Source organism: Faecalibacterium sp. Marseille-Q4164 (assembly GCF_017377545.1).
Lineage (GTDB): Bacteria > Bacillota > Clostridia > Oscillospirales > Ruminococcaceae > Faecalibacterium > Faecalibacterium duncaniae.
Map to the genome: position 1 here is coordinate 65,421 of NZ_JAFREJ010000007.1, position 17,918 is coordinate 83,338.

Here is a 17,918-nt window from a genome sequence, read left to right on the forward strand (position 1 = left end):
GAAGGGAGAGGCTATGCAGGCTCTATCCGAGGTGCTGCATTGGCTCCCCCTTCGGGGGAGCTGGCAAAGCCGTAGGCTTTGACTGAGAGGGTTGTCTTATTCTACCGGGAACAGCAGCGTCATGGTGAACTGCTCATTCTCCTGTTCGATCTTGCAGTCTGCGTGCATCTTATCCATCATGGTCTCGATGCTGGTCAGCCCCACCTTGGTGCTTTCCACCGCCGGGGGCGCAGGCAGGACATGGTTGCGGAGCACAAGGCCCGCCCTTCCCTCCTGCCGCAGGAACCGCACCTCGATGGGCCGGGCCGGGTCGGCGTACTTGATCAGGTTGGAGCCGATGTTATCCAGAATGCGTCGGATATACTGCGCCCGCACGGTCAGGAGCACATCCTCGCTGCCCAGCTCCAGCGCACAGGCAAAGCCGCGCTGCTGCAGCATCTCCACCATCTCGGCCAGCGGCTCCTCAAAGATCTGGGAGAAGCGGGCCGGGGCATCCAGCTGCACCACGGTGTCCCGGGTGACCAGCGCGTACTCGAACAGATTGTCGGACAGCTGCTTGATCTGCCGGGCCTTACCGTCGATCTTTGCCAGATATTCATCCTGCTGGGCCTCGGTCTCGTATTTGTGGTGACGCAGGATCTCGGTATAGAGCAGCAGGGTGGTCAGCGGGGTGCGCAGGTCGTGGGACATCTCAGTGATCAGGCTCTTGACCTTGGCGGCAGCCTGAGCCTCCTCGGCCTGCTGCTGGCGCAGGGTCAGACGCAGACCATCCAGACTGGTGGCCAGCAGGGCCAGCTCATCGTCTCCCTGGATCGTGATGGCGTGGTCAAGGTCGCCGCCCTCCATGGCCTGGATCTCCCCGCTGAGCAGGAGGATATAACGGATGATTTTCCGGCTGCTCAGGAAGAAAAACAGCGGAAAAAGGGCAAAGCTGACAAGCAGCAGGATCTCGCACCCCTTGCCGTAATAGGCATCCACGCCGTTGTAATAGAACATGGCTGTGGCCTCTTTGTCCGAAAAGGTGAGCGAGTACATCGGGAGCCAGCGCTCGGCCGGAACCGTTTCCGTCACATTTTCCCGCCCCTCGTAGACCGGAGCGACCAGCGGATAGGAGGAATAGAGCATCCGGGAGCGGTCGTAGATGATGAACATCGTGCTGCCGTTCCGCACAGACCAGTCGTCCAACTTGTCGATATCCCGGCTGGAAAGACCGCGCCGGTCGATATAGCTCTGCAGCTCCTGCACCTGCTTTTCCACAGCCTTCTGCTGGGTTTCCGGCTGGTCAAAATAAAGCCACAGGGCTTTGTTCAGCACGACCTGCATTCCCACCAGAAATACAGCACTTGCCAGTGCTGAGAACAGGATCATCAACACCAGCTTGCCGGAAAGCCCCAGCTTTTTACGCATGATCCTTCTCCTCCCCGGGCACAAAGCGGTACCCTTTCCCCCACATGGTCTGCAGACGGGCGGGGTTCTGCGGGTCTTTTTCGATCTTCATCCGCAGATTGCGGATATGTACCATCACGGTGCCGTTGGAGGTGTAGAAATAAGGTTCCTGCCACACATCCTCGTAAATCACCTGCACCGGGAAGATGCGCTGGGGGCTCTGCATGAGCAGCCGCAGGATCTTGTACTCCGTCTCGGTCAGGTCGATCTCCTCCCCGTCCACCCAGACGCGGTTGCAGTCCAGCGCCAGCTTCACGCCGTGGCTGCACAGGGTCAGGTTTTCGGCCCGGGCCGGGGCCTGCCCCTTGCCCTGATAGACGCAGTACCGCCGCAGCAATGCCTTGACCCGGGCGCTGAGCTCCGCAAAGGAAAAGGGCTTGGGCAGGTAATCGTCCCCGCCCGCGGTCAGGCCCAGCAGCTTATCGGACTCCTGTGATTTTGCCGTGAGGAACAGGATCGGCACTGTGGAGAGCTTGCGCAGCTCCTCGCAGACGCGCAGGCCGCTCATGCCCGGCATCATAATATCCAGGATCACCAGATCGACCTCCGGGCGGAACACCTCCAGTGCCCGGGTGCCGTTTTCGGCTTCGATGATATGGTATCCCTCGCCGGAAAGCAAGATGCGCACGCCGTCCCGGATATCCGGATCGTCCTCCGCGATCAGAATGGTCTGCTCTGCCATGGTCTTCTCCCCTTTTTGTCATTCTCGGTTCTAGTATAACAGCAGTTTCCTGCATTTTCCATGAAATTTTTCTAAGGATTTCTTAAGAAAACGCTTCTTCCGGTCAGCCCCTGCTGCGGGGACAGAAAAAAGGCATCCCCGCACTTCACAGAACGAGGATGCCTTTCTCAAAACGGTTTTCTGCCCCAAAGCGCCCGCTCCGGCGTGGAGCCGGGCCGGGTCTCCGGCGCAGAGGCTTACATTGCAAACTGGACGGCGCAGAAGGCTGCATAGATGCAGAGCAGCAGCACACCCTGCCAGCGGGAGAGCCTGCCCTTGAGCAGAGCGGGCACGGTCAGGAGGATCATGACCGCGAACATCACGGGCAGATCCATGACCAGAGAGGAATTGATGCCCATGATGGTGGAGTTCTGCGGGATGCTGAAAGGCGACACCGTGATGGACATGCCGCTGACCAGCACCAGATTGAACACGTTGGCACCGATGACATTGCCCAACGAGAGGGAGCCGTGGCCCTTTGCCAGCGAGGTGATCGCCGTGACCAGCTCAGGCAGAGAGGTGCCCAGCGCCACAAAGGTCAGGGCAATGACGGATTCCGGCACGCCCAGCGCCTGCGCGATCAGGGTGCCGTTGTCCACCAGCAGGTTTGCGCCCACAGCGATCAGGGCTGCGCCGAGGATGAGCAGGCCAATCTCCTTGGCAAAGGACATTTCCTTTTCCGGCTCGTCCTCATCGTCTTCCGGGGCGGGGGCGTTTTTCATCGCCAGCACATTGCAGACCATGTAGGCCACGAACATTGCCAGCAGCACAATGCCAATGGGGCGGCTGAAGTAGCCAGTGGTGTAGGCCACGCCCGCATACAGGGCCGCTGCCACAAAGAAGAACAGCACCGGCACCCGCAGGCTCTTGGGGTCCACCTTGCCCGGGCGGACCGCAATGGTGATGGCCGCGATCAGGGCCGCGTTGCAGATGACCGAGCCAATGGCGTTGCCATAGGCGATCTCGCCGTGGCCGGTCATGGCCGAGGTGGTGGAGACCATGACCTCAGGCAGGGTGGTGCCGATGGACACCACCGTGGCACCGATGAGCAGCTCCGGCACCTTGAAGCGGCGGGCGATGCCGGTTGCACCGTCCACGAACCAGTCGCCGCCCTTGATGAGGCAGAGCAGGCCCACGATAAACAATAATACAGGGATCAGCATATAAAATCTCTCCTTTTTAATCCAAAAAGTATTATACCTGTTTTCCCTGCAAAACGCAAGCAAAATCGTGCATTTTTATCCAGCCTTCTCCACCTTTTTGGCGTTGGGGTAGATGCGCTCCATTCGGGCATTGTCAAAATGCTCATCCAGCAGCACATCCACTGCATTGGCCGGAGCCGCGCCGCTGGTGCGGGCATCGTAGCGGGCCAGCGCCAGCGCACTGGTCACAAGGTTCACGGCCATGAACACGGCCAGCAGAGCGGTCATCCAGGGGCGGATCCTGCGCTTGACCGCCTTCATCCCCTTTGCCACCAGTGGGTAGCCATAGCGGATCCAGGTCACGGCCGCAATGCCCCAGAAGAAGCAGTACAGCAGGTTGATGCGCCCGCCCAGATTGAACTTGAAGCCGCTGTAATCCCAGAACACGGTGCCAAACAGCAGCTCTGTCACGGCGCTGCACACATACTCATACGCACCGCCCAGGATCACGCCGAACCAGAAGATGCGGCTCTCGCTCTTCTGTTCGCCGCCCCGCAGCAGGATGGCTGCCAGCACCAGCGCCAGCCCCCACACCACGCTGAACGGGCCCCAGACCAGGCTGGAACGGCTCATCCAGACCCCGGCGGTGATGCGGCAGAAGATGGTCTCCACCACATCTCCGAGGAAAGCCCCGATGACAAAGAGCCAGAGCAGGTCGGCAAGGGAGAGCTGCTTTTCGGCACTGGTGGTGGGCTCCGGACGAGCCGCAGCAGGGTACGCCCGCTGGATCCGCTTTTCCACGCTGGCGGTAATTTTCTGCCGCAGCCTCTCCGAGCCCCTGCCCAGCTCCCGATTCAGCTGCTCGAGCCGTGGGTGGCGGTTCGCATACCGGCTGACCACCACCATGGCAGAGATCTGGTCGAGGACGGCCAGCGCCATGCCGACCCATACCACAGCGTGGAACAGCAGCGGCGGCAGGTGGGCGCAGAGCCGGAACAGCAGGTCGTTGCCCCAGCGGACTGCCGCCATGCCCAGCAGACCCCACAGCAGGGAGTACTGCAGGCAGACATAGCCATCCAGATTGAACTTTTTATCGGAGTAGTCCCACCAGCGGCGGTGGTGGATCCTTTCCAGCAGCTTGGCGGTCAACCACTCCACCACCGTGGCATAGATCATGCTGCCGAAGAACAGTGCCGCCAGGCTGGTGCGCTGGTCGTTCAGGCCGATGGTGATGAGCACCCCTGCCGTGCCGTACACAAAGCAGAAGGGGCCGGAGGCCACGCCGCGATTGGTGAACCGGCGGCCCTTTGCGGTTGCAACAACGGTCTCGCCTACCCAGCCCAAAAAGGAATATACCAGATAAATTACACAAAGAGTATAGAAATTCAGGTTCATAGCGCTCCTTTCCCGGAACAAAAAGGGGCCGGGAAGCGGCATTCCCGACCCTCTTTGTTCAGTTTACGAATTACAGCTGGCTCTTATACAGTGCCTCGATCTCCTCCACGCTGGTATCGCGGGGGTTGCCAGGGCGGCAGGCATCTGCAAAAGCAGACTCAGCCAGGAAGTGGATGTCCTCTTCCTTCAGGATGCCCTGCAGGTTTGCGGGGATGCCCACATCCGCACTCAGCTGCTTGACGGCGGCGATGGTGGCATCGGCAGCCTCAGCATCGTTCATCTCGTCGATGCCCTTCACGCCCATGGCCTTGCCGACCGCGCGGTAGCGCTCCCCGGCAACGGTCTTGTTGTACTCCAGACCCACCGGCAGCAGGATGGCGCAAGCCACGCCGTGGGGGGTATCATACAGAGCGGACAGGCCGTGTGCCATGGAGTGGACAATGCCCAGACCCACATTGGAGAAGCCCATACCGGCGATGTACTGGCCCAGAGCCATGCCCTCGCGGCCCTCCGGGGTGTTCTGCACGGCACCGCGCAGGTTCTCGCTGATGAGCTTGATGGCTTCCAGATGGAACATATCGGAGATGGTGCAGTGGCCCTTGGTGATATAGCCCTCGATGGCGTGGGTCAGAGCGTCCATACCGGTAGCGGCGGTCAGGCCCTTAGGCATGGAGGACATCATATCGGGATCGACCACAGCGATTTCGGGGATATCGTTGGTGTCCACGCAGACGAACTTGCGCTTCTTCTCCACATCGGTGATGACGTAGTTGATGGTGACCTCAGCCGCAGTACCGGCGGTGGTGGGCACGGCAATGGTGAACACAGCGTGCTTCTTGGTGGGAGCCACGCCTTCCAGAGAGCGCACATCCGCGAACTCGGGGTTGTTGATGATGATGCCGATGGCCTTTGCGGTATCCATGGAGGAGCCGCCGCCGATGGTCACAATGCAGTCTGCCTCAGCAGCCTTGAAGGCTGCCACGCCGTCCTGCACGTTGGCGATGGTGGGGTTGGGCTTGATCTCGCTGTAAACAGCGTAGGCGAAGTTTGCAGCATCCAGCAGGTCAGTGACCTTTTTGGTCACGCCGAACTTGATCAGGTCGGGGTCAGAGCAGACAAAAGCCTTCTTGTAGCCGCGGGCGGTCAGCTCGGGAACGATGTTCTCAATGGCACCGTGGCCATGGTAGGAAATGGTGTTCAGAACAATGCGGTCAGCCATAATTATTTTCCTCCAAATCATTCTGCCCGCCTGCCAGCGGGCTCTCTCTGTTGTTAAGGATACCACATTGTTAAACAATATTCAATGCACTTTTCTTGTGATTTCTATGAATTTTTTACACTTTCCAGCAAAAGAAAACGCTGTACTACTCCCTCAGTCTCGCATTCGCTCGACAGCTCCCTCTAGGAGGGAGCCTTAACGCGGCAGCCAACGCAAAAGCCTCCCTCTGAGAGGGCGGCGGCATCGCATCAGCGATGCCGGAAGGAGTGATACAGCGTTTTTATCGTTTCATTTACCACAGCCGGATGACCTTGATGACTCCCTCGGCCTTATCGCGGGCCAGCTCAAGGTGATGCTGCAGCGCATCGGCGGCGGTGTTCCAGTTGTCGCTCAGGGCGGCATTCAGAATTTCCAGATGCTCCTCACAGGTCTGATCCTGATTGATCATGCTCACCTTGCCGGTCATAATGCGGAAACGGGTGTTCAGGCCGGTGATGCGGTCATAGCCAGAGCGCAGATATTTGTTGGGCAGGCTGCTCATCAGCAGCTCATGGAAATCATCGTCGGATTTGCAGAAGTCGTCGATCCGCTCGGGGTGGTGCATCAGCTCAGTGTAGGCCTCCAGCTGCTCCCGGGGGATCAGGTTGCCGTAGGTGCGCAGGGCGTAAGGCTCCACCAGCAGACGCATCTCGAACATGCTGTGCACGTCCTCTTCGGTAATGCCGGAGACCATCAGCCCCTTTTTGGGCAGGATGGTGATCAGCCCCTCCTGCTCCAGGCGGCCCAGCGCGTCACGCATGGGGGTGCGGCTGATGTTGCCCATCTCGGCACAGAGCTTCTGCTCGTTCAGAAATTCGTTGGGGCGGTACTCGCAGTTCAAAATCTTCGTTTTCAGGTACTGGTAAGCCTGCAGCTTCAGGCTGAGCTTTGACTGGGAATCCATCTCTTTCATTGTTCTATCTCCTAGTTCGCAAGCAGGACCATTCAGGCAGCAATCAGTCGCCCGCCGGACAGCTTGTATCCCTTAAATAATCCAAGTAATCATTAACATTATTATCACATATCCGGACAATGTTTACAAGACTTTTTTGAAAACTTTGGGAGCTTTTCCGTTTTGAACAGATATCATGCATTATTTTGCTATAAATTGAACAGTTTTTTTGTGCTTGTCGCCAGTGTTTCGTTCTTGTTTTGCATCGAAGGATAAATTGTGGTACACTTGACCCAGAAAGGAAGGCTGATACCATGGCAGGTCGCGGGGGGTACAACACCAAAACCCGGCAATTGATCCTGGATTATCTCATCAACAACCGCCAGCACGCGGTCAGTGCATCCAACATTCTGGAACATCTGGAGGCAGAGGGGGCCAGCCCCAATCCCACCACGGTGTACCGGTATCTGGACAAGCTGGCAGGCGAGCAGCGCATTATGAAATATGTGGCCGATAAGGGCGAAAAGGCCGTGTTCCAGTATGTGGACGAAGGCCGCCACTGCCGCGAGCACCTGCACCTGAAGTGCGTGCAGTGCGGGCGCATTTATCACCTGGACTGCCACTTTATGGATGAGGTGCGTGCCCATCTGATGGCGGAGCACGGCTTCACCCTGCAGTGCGAGGGCAGCGTTTTGTACGGATTGTGCCGCAGCTGCGCACAAAACAGCCCCCATCCGGGGCAGACCGCACAAAAATGCGAACACTGTGTTGACACGGACAAAGAGCCGTGATACAATGCAGGCAGGAAAAGCGTTGATCGGGAAAAGTAAGTGCTCAAGGTTCTTTTGCAGCGAGTGCGGGCTGATGGAAGCCGCACAGAGAATGAGCCCCGAACGAACCCCCGTGAGCTTCCCCCTGAACCTGCTTCGGGCAGTTAGTAGGGGCCGACGGCAGCCGCTCGTTATCGCGGCAGTGCTTTCAACGGGGAGAGTACACAAAAGTGACTGGTGTGTTCGCGCACCGGTAATTTAGGTGGCACCACGGATACGGCAGCATTCGTCCTAGCAATGGGAGGAAGGCTGCCGTATTTTTTTATTTGCAAAAACCTCTCAGTCACCGGGAAACTTGCCTCTCCTATCAGGAGAGGTGGCAATGTGAAGCATTGACGGAGAGGTTTAGAGAGAGGGGTAAGAAATATGTGTTGTGTTATGGGTTACACGGGGCACGACCTGAGTGCCGCCAAATTCAAGGAGTATCTGCTGCGCACCGTGATGCGTGGGCCGGACGACCAGCGTGTGGTGGAAGGGCCTTTTGGTCTGATGGGCTTTGGCCGCCTTGCCATCATGGGCCTGACCCCGGAGGGGATGCAGCCCTTCTACCGCGGTGCCGACTGCGTGGTCTGCAACGGTGAGCTCTACGGCTTCCGCTTTGAGAAGGAGATCCTGAAGCGCCGGGGCTACAAGTTTGCCTCCGACTGCGACTGCGAGATCCTGCTGCCGCTGTATTACGAGTACGGTCTGGATATGTTCCGCCACATGGACTCCGAGTTCGCGCTTATTCTGTATGATTCCCGCAAGGACCGGCTGATTGCAGCCCGCGACCCCATCGGCATCCGTCCGCTGTTCTACGGCTATTCCAAGTCCAGCCACCAGATCGCCTTTGCCTCCGAGATGCAGAACCTGATCGGCTGGTGCGACGACATCCGCCCCTTCCCCATCGGCAGCTACTACTGCGATGGCCGCTTTGTCCGCTATGAGGACATTGCCGACATGCCCGCCCCCATGGAGGATGACATGGAGACCACCCTGCGGAACATCCGCGAAAAGCTGATCGCAGGCGTGGAAAAGCGTCTGGATGCCGATGCCCCTGTGGGCTTCCTGCTCTCGGGCGGTCTGGATTCTTCGCTGGTCTGCTCCATTGCAGCCAAGAAGCTGGGCAAGCCCATCCGCACCTTTGCCATCGGCATGGACACCGATGCCATCGACCTGAAATATGCCCGCCAGACCGCCGATTATCTGGGCAGCGAACACCATGAGATCATCATCAACCGGGACATGGTCATCCAGAGCCTGGAGGAGGTCATCCGACTGCTGGGCACCTGGGATATCACCACCATCCGCGCCAGCATGGGCATGTACCTGCTCTGCAAGGCCATCCACGAGCAGACCGATGTGCGCGTGCTGCTGACCGGCGAGATCTCCGATGAGCTGTTCGGCTACAAGTACACCGACTACGCCCCCACCGCCGATGCCTTCCAGCAGGAGAGCCAGAAGCGCATCCGGGAGCTGTACATGTACGATGTCCTCCGGGCCGACCGCTGCATCTCCGCCAACAGCATCGAGGCCCGCGTGCCCTTTGGCGATCTGGATTTTGTGCGCTACGTCATGGCCATTGACCCCGAAAAGAAGCTGAACAGCTACGGCAAGGGCAAGTACCTGCTGCGCAAGGCCTTTGAGGGCGACTGGCTGCCCCCGGAGATCCTCTGGCGCGAAAAGGCCGCCTTCTCCGATGCCGTGGGCCACAGCATGGTGGACGACATCAAGGAGTATGCCGAGAGCCTGTACACCGATGAGGAGTTCCAGCTCCGCCGGGCAAACTACTCGGCCCACTGTATGCCCTTTACCAAGGAGAGCCTGTTCTACCGCGAGATCTTCGAGAAATACTACCACGACCAGAGCCGCACCATCGTGGGCTTCTGGATGCCGAACAAGGCATGGCCCGGCTGCAACGTCAACGATCCTTCTGCCCGTGTGCTGGCAAACTACGGCGCTTCCGGCGTGTAATCCTTTTTCCAGACAGCAAAAGACGGTGTGTCCGCTCCGGGCACACCGCCTTTTTGTTTACTCCAGATTCAGTTTATTTTTCATCAGCCACCGGGTCAGGAAGAAGTATGCCGCCGCAATGGCTGCAGTCACGGCAAAGCAGAACAGATAGCCAACGTCTGTTCCAAGTGCCGCCGTCAGCCAGCGCATCGGGGTCGCTCCATAGCTCACACCGGTCACGTTCACACCCACGACCCGGTACGTGACATCCACGATCATACTCACATCATTCGTGCCCAGCAGCTTATCGAGCTGGGTCTCCACGATGTTCAGGCCGATAAACGCGAGGATCCCGGCCACCATCACATGCTTGGGGAATTGATGGGCGATCATACAGGCAGCGTAAACGCAGAGGATGAGGCTTGCCAGCCGGGCCAGATTGATGAGGATGGTCCAGAACGTCACCAGCCAGAACTTCGCGCCCAGTTCTCCATACAGCATCCCCCACAGCTGCTTCCAGCTGTTCCAGTCCACCATGCCGAAGGTCTCCGAGTCAATCACACCGATGCTGACCATCACCGTGATGCAGACGATGCCCACAAGGCCGCTGCACAGCACCCAGACCATGCTGGTGAGGAGCTTGGAGAGGATGAGCTGGTTCTCATTGACCGGCAGCGTGTGCATCAGGTAGCCTTCCCGGCCCAGCAGGTTCTGATAAAAGCGCTGGATGGTGTTCACGAAGCAGAGCACCGCGATGGCAAGGATGACCGAGACATACACGATCATCAGAATCACTTCGAGATTCTGGAAGCTTGTGCTGTGAGCCAGCGCGTGTTCCTGCCGGAAGGTCACGCCCAGCACCACGCTCAACAGCGCCAGCGCCAGATACAGCCCGAAGTACAGGCTTTTGGTGGCCTTGAACTCATATTTCAACAATTGCCTCAGCATTTGAATACCTCCCGGAAATATGCATCGACGCTCTTGCCCTCGGTCTCGCGGATATCATCCACAGCGCGGTGAGCAAAGATTCGGCCGTCCTTCAGGAACACGGCCTCGTCCAGCACCGGCTCAATGTCCTCGATGAGGTGGGTAGAAATGACAACGGTCGCGTCCTTGCTGTAGTTGGAAATGATGGTGTTCAGGATGTAGTCCCGGGCCGCAGGGTCCACGCCGCCGATGGGCTCATCCAGCAGGTAGAGACGGGCGTGGCGGCTCATGGCCAGCACCAGCTGAACCTTCTCCTTGTTGCCCTTGGAAAGGGTCTTGAGCCGGGCATTGGGGGCGATGTTCAGCCGGGCCAGCATCTCATTGGCCTTGTCGGCGTCAAAGCCGATGTAAGCCTTGGCCTGACTGGGCGTGCCGTAAAAATCCCGGAACATCTCCACCAGCTCCTCCACCCGCATCCAGTCGGGCAGCCAGTCGGCGTCCGGCAGGTAGGAGACCAGCTCCTTGGTCTCCGGGCCGGGGGCCATGCCCGCGATCCGGATGCGGCCTTCCGTGGGCTGCAGCAGACCATTGGCCAGCTTGAGCAGGGTGGTCTTGCCGCTGCCGTTGGGGCCCAGCAGCCCTACGATGCGGCCAAAATCCAGCTCCAGATCGATGCCGTCCAGCGCGGTCTTTTCCTTTCCGTATACTTTTGTCAATTTTTCACAGGTCAGCACCTTACTCATGGGGTTCTACCTCCTCTGTATCCCAGTGCTCCAACAGGGCTGCCGCCTTTTCCGGCGTGTAGCCGATGCTGCGCATCTTCTCCAGAAAATCTGCCGCGATGTCATGGGCGGCGGCAGCCCGCAGTTGTTCGATCAAATTCGTATCCTCCGTGACGTAGCGTCCGCTTGTGCGCTCGGTGCGCACAAGGCCCTCACTTTCCAGCTGGGCCAGAGCCCTCTGCATCGTGTTGGGGTTGACCCCGGCAGCTGCGGCCAGATCCCGCACCGAATCCAGATGGCCCCCCGGCGGGTAGGTGCCCGCCAGAATTCTGGCTTTGAGCCGTTCCACCAGCTGGGCATAGATCGGGCGGCTGGCATCAAACTGTTCACTCATTCTGCTTTGCCCTCCTTATGTGTTGCTGTATTAAGTAGCTAATACAATAATACATATTTTTGCATTTCTGTCAAGAGGAAACCCAAAAATTTTTTCGGACAGCAAAAAGGGACCCCGCAGCCAACCGGCTGTGGGGTCCCTCTGATTTATGGATTACTGCTGCTCCTGCGCGGCGCGCTTGGCTTCCAGCGCCAGAATGGCATCGCGGCGGCTCAGGTTGATGCGGCCCTGCTGGTCGATGTCCGTGACCTTGACCACGATGGCATCGCCCACGGCGACCACATCCTCCACGCGCTCCACACGCTTGGTGTCCAGCTTGGAGATGTGCACCAGACCTTCCTTGCCCGGTGCGATCTCCACAAAGGCACCAAAGTTCATCAGGCGGGTGACCTTGCCCTTGTAGATGGCACCGATCTCGGGATCCTCCACAATGGTCTTGATGGTGAAGATGGCGCGCTTTGCGTCCTCCTGATCCACGGCGGAGACGAACACATGGCCGTCCTCCTGCACATCGATCTTGCAGTTGCAGGTGGCACAGATGTCCTGGATGACCTTGCCGCCCTTACCGATCACGTCCTTGATCTTGTCGGTGGGGATCATCATGCTGAACATCTTGGGAGCCCAGCGGCTCAGCTCCTCACGGGGCTGTGCGATCACGGGCTTGATGATCTCGTCCAGGATGTACAGGCGGCCCTTGCGGCACTTCTCAAAGGCCTCGGCAATGATATCGTAAGTCAGGCCGTCGATCTTGATGTCCATCTGGATGGCAGTGATGCCCTTGCGGGTGCCGCCCACCTTGAAGTCCATATCGCCGTGGAAGTCCTCCACGCCCTGAATGTCCAGCATGGTCATCCAGCGGTCGCCCTCGGTAATCAGGCCGCAGGAGATGCCGGCAACAGGTGCCTTGATGGGCACACCGGCATCCATCAGAGCCAGCGTGGAACCGCAGATGGAAGCCTGAGAGGTGGAGCCGTTGGAGCTCAGAACCTCAGAGACACAGCGGATGGTGTAGGGGAATTCCTCCAGAGAGGGCAGCACGGGAACCAGAGCGCGCTCTGCCAGTGCGCCGTGGCCGATCTCGCGGCGGCCGGGGCTGCGGGGTGCGCGGGCTTCGCCGACAGAATACGGCGGGAAGTTATAGTGATGGATGTAGCGCTTGGTCTGCTCGTCGGTCAGATCGTCCATCAGCTGGTTGTCCTTGGTGCCGCCCAGGGTGCAGGTGGTCAGCACCTGGGTCTGGCCGCGGGTGAACATACCGGAGCCGTGGACCCGGGGCAGGATGCCCACTTCGGCAGCCAGCGGGCGGATCTCGTTGATGCCGCGGCCATCCACGCGCTTGCCCTCATCCAGCAGCCAGCGGCGGACAACGTACTTCTGCATCTTGTAGCTGACAAGGTCGAGATCTGCATCAGACAGGTCGGGGTACTCCTCAGCAATCTTGTCCATGATGGGCAGCAGAGCTGCATCCCGCACATTCTTGTCATCGGTATCCATGGCGGCCTTGAAGTCGTCCAGATACTTGTTCTGGATGGCGTGGAACACGTCCATATCCAGACCCACCACCTGGAAGTCGATCTTCGGCTTGCCGCGCTCAGCAACGATGCCGTTGATAAAGGTGATGATCTTCTTGATCTCAACGTGGGCGGCCTTGATGGCATTGAGCATGGTGTCCTCGTCCACCTCGTTGGCACCGGCCTCGATCATCACGATCTTGTCCATGGTGGCGGCAACGGTCAGGGCCAGGTCGCTCACCTTGCGCTGCTCCTGGGTGGGGTTCAGGACGATCTCGCCGTCCACCAGGCCCACCTGAACACCGCCGATGGGGCCGTTCCAGGGGATTTCAGACACAGCGGTGACCAGAGACGCACCGATCATGCCAGCGATTTCAGGGCTGCAATCGGGGTCCAGGCTCATCACGGTCATGGTGATGCAGACATCATTGCGCATCTCCTTGGGGAACAGCGGGCGCATGGGGCGGTCCACCACGCGGCTGGTCAGGATGGCGCGCTCACCGGGGCGGCCTTCACGGCGCATAAAGCTGCCGGGGATGCGGCCTGCGGCGTAGAGCTTTTCCTCATACTCCACGTTCAGGGGGAAGAAATCCACACCTTCGCGGGGCTTGGGGCTCATCACAACGTTGCACAGCACGCAGGTCTCGCCGTAGCGGATCAGGGCGCTTGCGTTGGACAGGCCGCACATCTTGCCCATCTCGACCTTGAACGGACGGCCAGCCAGCGTGGTCTCGTAGACCTTGAAGTTTTCAAAGGTCTCTTTGCGGGAACCAAATTCAATTGCCATTTGGTTTTGCCTCCTTTGTCCTTTTGCGGTTTATCTTCTTATCTTCCAAAAGGCAGCGGCCAGCGCATCATAGCAATAAAGCCAACGCCCGTGCCTTTTACAGCACAGGCGCTCGATTTACTGCTGCAACGCGCAGCAGCGGCCTGTTGTTCCTCAAAAAAGAGCAAAGGGCAGGCACCACAATGCGGTACCTGCCCTCTGTTTTCTATTACTTACGCAGACCCAGGGTTGCGATCAGAGCACGGTAACGCTCGATGTCCTTCTTCTGGAGGTAGGCCAGCAGATTGCGGCGGCGGCCAACCATCTTCATCAGACCACGGCGGCTGTGGTGATCGTTAGGGTTCTTCTTCAGGTGCTCGTTCAGCTCGTTGATGTGAGCGGTCAGCAGAGCGACCTGAACCTCGGGGGAGCCAGTGTCCTTCTCGGTCAGAGCGACTTTGGCCATAACTTCCTGCTTGTTCATAGTAACAGTACCTCTTTATAAAATTTTATTTGCCGTCGGCACAGAATGCGGGAAAACGGTACTCCCGAATGGGCATACTCCCAGCCCCGTGCCGCGGTAACATGGCTAGTATAACAGAAATCCGTACAAAAAGCAAGAAAAATTTTACTATGCTTTTGCAAAATAGGCCTTGGCGCGCCGGGCTGCATGGTCGATGCAGGCCTTCAGCTCGTCCAGGGTATCAAACTTTTTGCTGGGACTCAGGTAGGCGTAGAACTCCACCACCGGGTCGGTGCCGTAGAGGTCGCCGGAAAAATCCGGGATAAAGGTCTCACAGGTCACCTTGGTCTCGTCCGAATTGACAGTGGGCCGGGTCCCCAGGCCGGTGGCCGAGGGATACCAGGTATCACCGATCCGGGTGCGGGTGATGTAGATGCCATAGCGGGGCATCTGGAAGCCCGCCGGGTAGATCTGGTTGATGGTGGGCACGCCCAGCGTGTGGCCCAGACCCGCCCCGTGCTGCACCGCGAAGCGGATGGCATAGGGCATCCCCAGCATGGCGTTGGCGGCAGGCACATCGCCGCCCTCCAGTGCCGTGCGGATGCGGGTGGAGGACACCGGCTTTTCCTCAAACTGTGCCATAGGCACCACCACGACCTCCACCCCCAGCGGGGCGCAGAGCTCCTTCAGCAGCTCGGGGGTCCCGGCGGCCTTGGCACCAAAGGTAAAGTTTTCGCCGCAGAACAACGCCCTGGCGTGGCAGTCCTGCACGATGCCGTACACGAACTGCTCCGGGGTCATGGCGCGGATCTCCTCAAACTCGGGGCAGAGGTAATACTCCACACCCAGGCTTGCGATAAGGGCATGCTTATCCTCGGTGGAGAGCAGACGGCGGCCCTTCATTTTGCTGTCAGCGGGCAGCTTGAAGGTGAACACCGCCGGGGCAGCGCCGTGGGCCTTTGCCCACTCCACTGCTCCCTCAATGACGGCACGGTGGCCGATGTGGATACCGTCGAAGTAGCCCATGGCAACAGCAGTGCCGCCCTCATGTTCCAGCGCCAGCGGCGACAGAGATGAAACGATTTGCATTGGTCGTCAGTTCCTTTCCACGAACAGCTTTTCCACCTTGAGCACACCGTTCACCACATTGGCAAGACCCAGAAACTGCCCTCCGGCGTTCCGCACGCGGTAGCGGCCGTCGGCAGCGGGATAGCGGCTGGTGGGGCACCCGTTGTAGAGGTGCTGCTCCACCCGCTCGTCCGCCACCAGCAGCGGCAGGCTGGCGAACACGCTTTCCACCGGCAGCATCAGAGCCTGCAGGGCCTCCGGCCCCGCGTCCTTTGCCGCCTGGATCTCTTCCAGCGTGTGGGCATCGGCTTCTGAATACACCCCGGCGGCCACGCGGCGCAGGGCACTCATGGTGCCCTTCTGGCCCATGGCTTCGGCAATCTCCTCCAGCAGCACCCGGATATAGGTGCCCTTGGAGCACTTTACGGTCAGGGCATACTCGTTTTCCGCAGGGCTGCCCTCGTACCGGATGTCCAGGATCTCGATCGGCCGGGCCTTGCGCTCCACAGTTTTGCCCTCCCGGGCCAGCTTATAGAGCGGCTGACCGTTGATCTTGACCGCCGAGTACATGGGCGGGGTCTGCATCCGGGGGCCGAGGAACTGCGGCAGAACGGCCAGCAGCTCCTGCTCCCCTGCCGTTACCGGGGCGTTCTCCAGCACAGTGCCGGTCACATCCCCGGTATCGGTGCGCTGGCCCAGCCTGAGGACAGCGCGGTAGGCCTTGGTGTGGTCCAGCTGCAGATCAACTGCCTTGCTGGCCCCGCCGCAGAACACCGGCAGAACACCGGTCGCCATGGGGTCCAGCGTACCGCTGTGGCCCAGTTTCCGGGTGCCCAGAATGCCCCGCAGCTTGGCAATGACATCAAAGCTGGTCCAATCGGTGGGCTTATCAACAATGAGGATCCCCTGCATCATGCTTCCTCCTGCGGTGCATCAAGAACAGCTTCCACCTCAGAGAGGATCGCGCTCTTGGCGTTGTCAAGGTTGCCCAGCAGCTCACAGCCCGCCGCACGGGTGTGGCCGCCGCCGCCCAGACGGCGGGCAATGGCACAGGCATCCACGCCCTTGGCGGTGCGCACGCTGATGCGATAGCTGCCGCCGGGCTGCTGGCGCAGGGTCAGGCCGACCTTCACGCCCTCAATGCTGATGGGCAGGCTGGTCAGCTCTTCCAGATCCGCAGGGTCTACCCTGCTCTGCTCGATCTCATCCCGGGTCAGGTAGATGAGGGCGCAGCGGCCATCCAGATGATATTCCAGATGGTTGCGGGCGATCCGCTCGGCTTCCATCCGCTCCCGGGACTTGGTGTCAAACAGCAGGGTGTTCAGCTCCTCCACATGGGCACCGGCCTCCATCAGCTTGGCAGCAGTGATGTGGGTGCTGGCCTTGGTGGAAGAGAACTTGAAGCAGCCGGTATCCGTGGACAGGCCGGTATACAGGCAATCGGCAATGTGGGGGGTGATCTCCACATGCATGGCACAGATCACCTCATACAGCAGCTCTGCCGCAGCGGCGGCGCTTCCGTCCAGCAGCGTGAACTCGGCGTAGCCGCTGTTGCCTGCATGGTGGTCGATGCACAGGTCCACATGGCGCGTGTACTGGGGAACGCCGTTGCCCTCGCCAAACAGCTGGACGCTGGCAACATCCACAGCCACCACGATCTGCGGCTCAAATTCGCCCTTGAACAGGCGGGGGTTGGTAAATGCGTACCGGCCGGGGATGGGGTCGGCGCAGAGCACGGCTGCGTGTTTTTCCAGTGCAAGCAGCGCATAGTAGAGCGCGCTGCCGCAGCCGACCGTATCACCATCCGGGTTTTTGTGGCACAGAATCAAGATGTTATCCGCAGCAAGCAGCTTTTCTGCCATCTGCTGTACATTCAGCTGTTCTGTCATCCCATGTTCCATCCTTTCCGCAAGGCTGATTATTCCTCGGTCTCTTCCGGCTGGCTGGTTTCCTCAGCGTCACCGTTCACGTTCAGCGTGCGGAGCAGCTCATTGATGTGGGCTGCGTAGGCGGCACCGTCGTCCTCCACAAAGATGAAGCGCGGAGCTTTCCGGATGTGCATCTTCTTGCTGACCTCGGTGCGCACATGGCCTGCGGCACGGTTCAGTGCCTCGATGGCGGGCTTGGGGCCGTCCTCGCGGCCCATCACGCTCACATAGACCTTTGCAACATCCAGGTCAGGTGTCACATCCAGACGGGTGACGGTCAGCAGACCGCCCTCCAGGCGGGGGTCCTTCAGCCGTCCGATGATGGCAATGACCTCACGCTTCATATCCTGGGCAAGACGACCCATATTTTTCTGAGACATAGCTTCTCCTCTAAAACAAAACCCCTCAGTCTCGCTTGCGCTCGACAGCTCCCCTAATGGGGGTGCCTTTGGCATAAAGATGAGGCTTCACCCGGCTGCCAAGGCCTCCCCTACTAGGGGAGGTGGCATTGCGAAGCAATGAC

17 protein-coding genes and 1 other annotated feature are annotated in these 17,918 nt (G+C 59.4%); of the genes, 2 read left to right on the forward strand and 15 right to left on the reverse strand.

The features are described from left to right. Positions 1 to 96: 96 nt before the first annotated feature. The 6 genes from J3352_RS08540 to J3352_RS08565 form a co-directional block, all read right to left on the reverse strand. Positions 97 to 1,407, reverse strand: a complete 1,311-nt coding sequence (locus J3352_RS08540) for a histidine kinase dimerization/phospho-acceptor domain-containing protein (protein ID WP_005933161.1) — start codon at positions 1,405 to 1,407, stop codon at positions 97 to 99. Further along, on the reverse strand, positions 1,400 to 2,128 hold the full coding sequence (locus tag J3352_RS08545) for a response regulator transcription factor (RefSeq protein WP_005933159.1): 729 nt from the start codon (positions 2,126 to 2,128) through the stop codon (positions 1,400 to 1,402). The genes J3352_RS08540 and J3352_RS08545 overlap by 8 nt, the downstream gene beginning before the upstream one ends. A 236-nt stretch (positions 2,129 to 2,364) precedes the next feature. After that, positions 2,365 to 3,330: a calcium/sodium antiporter gene (locus tag J3352_RS08550; RefSeq protein ID WP_156065968.1), complete on the reverse strand. Its 966-nt coding sequence runs from the start codon at positions 3,328 to 3,330 to the stop codon at positions 2,365 to 2,367. Positions 3,331 to 3,405: 75 nt separating this feature from the next. Then, positions 3,406 to 4,704 carry a putative ABC transporter permease gene (locus tag J3352_RS08555; RefSeq protein WP_035394176.1) on the reverse strand — a complete coding sequence of 433 codons (1,299 nt, stop codon included), beginning with the start codon at positions 4,702 to 4,704 and terminating at the stop codon, positions 3,406 to 3,408. A 70-nt stretch (positions 4,705 to 4,774) separates the two neighbouring features. Continuing rightward, complete coding sequence (fucO, locus tag J3352_RS08560) at positions 4,775 to 5,923, reverse strand: lactaldehyde reductase (RefSeq protein WP_035394173.1); 1,149 nt, start codon at positions 5,921 to 5,923, stop codon at positions 4,775 to 4,777. A 292-nt stretch (positions 5,924 to 6,215) separates the two neighbouring features. Beyond that, positions 6,216 to 6,875 carry a GntR family transcriptional regulator gene (locus tag J3352_RS08565; RefSeq protein WP_005933151.1) on the reverse strand — a complete coding sequence of 220 codons (660 nt, stop codon included), beginning with the start codon at positions 6,873 to 6,875 and terminating at the stop codon, positions 6,216 to 6,218. A 293-nt stretch (positions 6,876 to 7,168) separates the two neighbouring features. Between J3352_RS08565 and J3352_RS08570 the strand changes: the two genes are divergently transcribed. Continuing rightward, entirely contained in the window at positions 7,169 to 7,645 is a 477-nt protein-coding gene (locus J3352_RS08570) for a Fur family transcriptional regulator (protein ID WP_005933149.1), read from the forward strand. Between the two features lie 13 nt (positions 7,646 to 7,658). Next, positions 7,659 to 7,921 (forward strand) — a binding site (T-box leader). Between the two features lie 129 nt (positions 7,922 to 8,050). Further along, positions 8,051 to 9,637, forward strand: coding sequence for an asparagine synthase B (gene asnB, locus J3352_RS08575; protein WP_370569098.1), 1,587 nt, complete (start codon positions 8,051 to 8,053; stop codon positions 9,635 to 9,637). Positions 9,638 to 9,694: 57 nt separating this feature from the next. On the opposite strand, the gene J3352_RS08580 is transcribed toward asnB, so the two are convergent. The 9 genes from J3352_RS08580 to rbfA all read right to left on the reverse strand — a co-directional run bounded on the left by J3352_RS08580 (position 9,695) and on the right by rbfA (position 17,775). Next, the gene (locus J3352_RS08580) at positions 9,695 to 10,564 is read right to left on the reverse strand and encodes a hypothetical protein (RefSeq protein ID WP_005933145.1); all 870 of its coding nucleotides are present in this window, start codon (positions 10,562 to 10,564) and stop codon (positions 9,695 to 9,697) included. Next, entirely contained in the window at positions 10,558 to 11,286 is a 729-nt protein-coding gene (locus J3352_RS08585; protein ID WP_097772521.1) for an ABC transporter ATP-binding protein, read from the reverse strand. The genes J3352_RS08580 and J3352_RS08585 overlap by 7 nt, the downstream gene beginning before the upstream one ends. Beyond that, positions 11,279 to 11,659, reverse strand: coding sequence for a GntR family transcriptional regulator (locus tag J3352_RS08590; protein WP_005933142.1), 381 nt, complete (start codon positions 11,657 to 11,659; stop codon positions 11,279 to 11,281). Before J3352_RS08590 ends, J3352_RS08585 begins: the two co-directional genes overlap by 8 nt. A gap of 153 nt (positions 11,660 to 11,812) precedes the next feature. Continuing rightward, a complete protein-coding gene (locus J3352_RS08595) occupies positions 11,813 to 13,957 on the reverse strand; it encodes a polyribonucleotide nucleotidyltransferase (RefSeq protein ID WP_005933140.1) in 2,145 nt (714 codons plus the stop codon). A 208-nt stretch (positions 13,958 to 14,165) separates the two neighbouring features. After that, entirely contained in the window at positions 14,166 to 14,420 is a 255-nt protein-coding gene (gene rpsO / locus J3352_RS08600) for a 30S ribosomal protein S15 (protein WP_005933138.1), read from the reverse strand. A 147-nt stretch (positions 14,421 to 14,567) separates the two neighbouring features. After that, entirely contained in the window at positions 14,568 to 15,488 is a 921-nt protein-coding gene (ribF, locus tag J3352_RS08605; protein ID WP_097772522.1) for a riboflavin biosynthesis protein RibF, read from the reverse strand. Between the two features lie 6 nt (positions 15,489 to 15,494). Further along, positions 15,495 to 16,379 carry a tRNA pseudouridine(55) synthase TruB gene (gene truB / locus J3352_RS08610; RefSeq protein WP_097772523.1) on the reverse strand — a complete coding sequence of 295 codons (885 nt, stop codon included), beginning with the start codon at positions 16,377 to 16,379 and terminating at the stop codon, positions 15,495 to 15,497. Next, positions 16,379 to 17,368: a bifunctional oligoribonuclease/PAP phosphatase NrnA gene (locus J3352_RS08615; RefSeq protein WP_097772524.1), complete on the reverse strand. Its 990-nt coding sequence runs from the start codon at positions 17,366 to 17,368 to the stop codon at positions 16,379 to 16,381. Before J3352_RS08615 ends, truB begins: the two co-directional genes overlap by 1 nt. Positions 17,369 to 17,385: 17 nt before the next feature. Continuing rightward, positions 17,386 to 17,775 (reverse strand): 30S ribosome-binding factor RbfA, encoded by a 390-nt coding sequence (rbfA, locus tag J3352_RS08620; protein ID WP_097772525.1) that lies wholly within the window; start codon positions 17,773 to 17,775, stop codon positions 17,386 to 17,388. Positions 17,776 to 17,918: the final 143 nt, after the last annotated feature.

Excerpts from the sequence above, each read along its gene's own strand:
- J3352_RS08540 (WP_005933161.1), bottom strand. The coding sequence starts at position 1,407 with ATGCGTAAAAAGCTGGGGCTTTCCGGCAAGCTGGTGTTGATGATCCTG.
- J3352_RS08545 (WP_005933159.1), bottom strand. The coding sequence starts at position 2,128 with ATGGCAGAGCAGACCATTCTGATCGCGGAGGACGATCCGGATATCCGG.
- J3352_RS08550 (WP_156065968.1), bottom strand. The coding sequence starts at position 3,330 with ATGCTGATCCCTGTATTATTGTTTATCGTGGGCCTGCTCTGCCTCATC.
- J3352_RS08555 (WP_035394176.1), bottom strand. The coding sequence starts at position 4,704 with ATGAACCTGAATTTCTATACTCTTTGTGTAATTTATCTGGTATATTCC.
- fucO (WP_035394173.1), bottom strand. The coding sequence starts at position 5,923 with ATGGCTGACCGCATTGTTCTGAACACCATTTCCTACCATGGCCACGGT.
- J3352_RS08565 (WP_005933151.1), bottom strand. The coding sequence starts at position 6,875 with ATGAAAGAGATGGATTCCCAGTCAAAGCTCAGCCTGAAGCTGCAGGCT.
- J3352_RS08570 (WP_005933149.1), top strand. The coding sequence starts at position 7,169 with ATGGCAGGTCGCGGGGGGTACAACACCAAAACCCGGCAATTGATCCTG.
- asnB (WP_370569098.1), top strand. The coding sequence starts at position 8,051 with ATGTGTTGTGTTATGGGTTACACGGGGCACGACCTGAGTGCCGCCAAA.
- J3352_RS08580 (WP_005933145.1), bottom strand. The coding sequence starts at position 10,564 with ATGCTGAGGCAATTGTTGAAATATGAGTTCAAGGCCACCAAAAGCCTG.
- J3352_RS08585 (WP_097772521.1), bottom strand. The coding sequence starts at position 11,286 with ATGAGTAAGGTGCTGACCTGTGAAAAATTGACAAAAGTATACGGAAAG.
- J3352_RS08590 (WP_005933142.1), bottom strand. The coding sequence starts at position 11,659 with ATGAGTGAACAGTTTGATGCCAGCCGCCCGATCTATGCCCAGCTGGTG.
- J3352_RS08595 (WP_005933140.1), bottom strand. The coding sequence starts at position 13,957 with ATGGCAATTGAATTTGGTTCCCGCAAAGAGACCTTTGAAAACTTCAAG.
- rpsO (WP_005933138.1), bottom strand. The coding sequence starts at position 14,420 with ATGAACAAGCAGGAAGTTATGGCCAAAGTCGCTCTGACCGAGAAGGAC.
- ribF (WP_097772522.1), bottom strand. The coding sequence starts at position 15,488 with ATGCAAATCGTTTCATCTCTGTCGCCGCTGGCGCTGGAACATGAGGGC.
- truB (WP_097772523.1), bottom strand. The coding sequence starts at position 16,379 with ATGCAGGGGATCCTCATTGTTGATAAGCCCACCGATTGGACCAGCTTT.
- J3352_RS08615 (WP_097772524.1), bottom strand. The coding sequence starts at position 17,368 with ATGGAACATGGGATGACAGAACAGCTGAATGTACAGCAGATGGCAGAA.
- rbfA (WP_097772525.1), bottom strand. The coding sequence starts at position 17,775 with ATGTCTCAGAAAAATATGGGTCGTCTTGCCCAGGATATGAAGCGTGAG.